Genomic DNA, 1,645 nt, shown 5'->3' on the forward strand with positions numbered 1-1,645 from the left:
ACCGTGGTGCGGACCTTCGCCGCCTGTCTCACGGGCGATCTGGCGACCGCCGAGGGTCAGGCCACCCTGCGCGGTCTGGTCCCGACCGGGCTGGTCGACGGCTACTGGAGCGGCGCGGCGGGGATCAGCTCGAGCGGGCCCAGCTGACCGCGGAGTTCAAGGCTTTACCGTAAAGGTCGCGCAGCGACGCTGTGGGAGCGGCTTCAGCCGCGACGCGACCGCGCCGGCTGCCGCGCCCTCGTCGCGGGTGATGCCGCTACCACGCACGCCTTTTGATGGGCCGGGGTGGCAGGTCATGCTGCCATGACCGTCAGCCTCGGCGCGTCCCGGCCAACCGATCGGCATCGGACCCAGGGCGCTGCCGGTGCTATGCTCATCTAGTACCACGCGGCGCAAGTCGTCAGACCATGGGCGTAGGGTGCGCCGTGCGCACCTTCCAAGGCTGCGGTTGAACGAAACGTCCTGAGCCTGGGCCGGCACCCCGGTGCGCGCGGCGCACCCTACGGGTACACGCTTTCGCCAAAGGTCCGAGCATTTCCATCCGGGTGCACTGGCAGGCCGACCCCAAGGAGGTCGCACATACCAGCCCAGGGCAACGCCCTGGGATAACGTCGTTTGATCGACCAGCCCTGAAAGGGCGTGACATAGCGGCGCAGTTTCCTATGTCACGCCCCTTCAGGGCTAGCCTCCTCTATCCCTCCTACCCAGGGCGTTGCCCTGGGCTGGTATGTCACGCCCCTGCGGGGCTTGGGCGGGTCGCAAGACAAGCCGGAACCCGCCTTACCAGTCGCGCCGCCCGCCTGCCGGGTCGGCGGCAAGCCACAGGGCGCGGAGCCGCGTCGCGGTCTGGAGGATGGGCACGCTGCGCTTTGCCCATCCTACAATCGACGATCAAGCCGACCCACATCAGTTTTGATCGCAGCCTGGCTCCCACGCGGAGCGCGGGAACGAGAGAGATCAGAGGGCCAAAACCAACCGAAGCGCTTCTTTGCGGCATTTCAGAGGTTCAAAGATTCAGAGGTTCAGAGTCCAGAGGGGACAGAGTACAGAGTAATGGGGACCAGACCACCCGGAACTGTGTGGACACCAAAGCGGCGGAACCACCCATGCCGTCTCCCCTCCCCCTCTGCGTCTCTACGAGAGATCTTCCCCGGCCCCCGCAGGCTCAGCGCCCCGGCCGCCGCGGCCGGTGCTGCTCCGCGCCCAGCAGCCGGTCGAGCCCGCGGATCAGGGGCGCGACCTGGGGCGGCGGCTCGAAGGCGTCCAGGAAGTTCTTCAGATAAAGCCCCAACTCGGTATCGCCCGCCATCCGCAGGCGGCGCTGGAAGAACAGGGTGTCGGCGTCCTCGCGCCGGGCGGCAAGCAGCAGGAACTCGTGCAGCCCGCCGGAGATGCTCGCGTCCGCCGGCGCCCCCTCCCCGTGGCCGCGAATCCGCCCGCCGGCGAGGCCCAGGCGGTAGCGGATGCCCAGATCGCTGATCTCGATCCCGACCGTGCGGCCGATCAGGAAGTCCAGTTCACCCTCGGCGATGGCGTCCTTCATGACCTGATTCAGCGCGAGTGCCAGGGCCTGGCTGTGGGCCAGGGTCGGCAACAGGCGCAGGGGTGCGGAGAGGGTGTTGATGAGGCGGGGGGCTAGGTTCAT

At 68.1% G+C, this 1,645-nt stretch carries 1 protein-coding gene; it reads right to left on the minus strand.

What is annotated here, in order from left to right:
• Positions 1-1,165: 1,165 nt before the first annotated feature.
• The coding region (locus tag QZY48_RS09905) for an SCP2 sterol-binding domain-containing protein (protein ID WP_295430587.1) at positions 1,166-1,645 on the minus strand (480 nt) is incomplete at its 5' end.

Origin of the sequence: uncultured Thiodictyon sp., from assembly GCF_903828115.1 — a bacterium.
In the GTDB taxonomy this organism is placed as follows: domain Bacteria; phylum Pseudomonadota; class Gammaproteobacteria; order Chromatiales; family Chromatiaceae; genus Thiodictyon.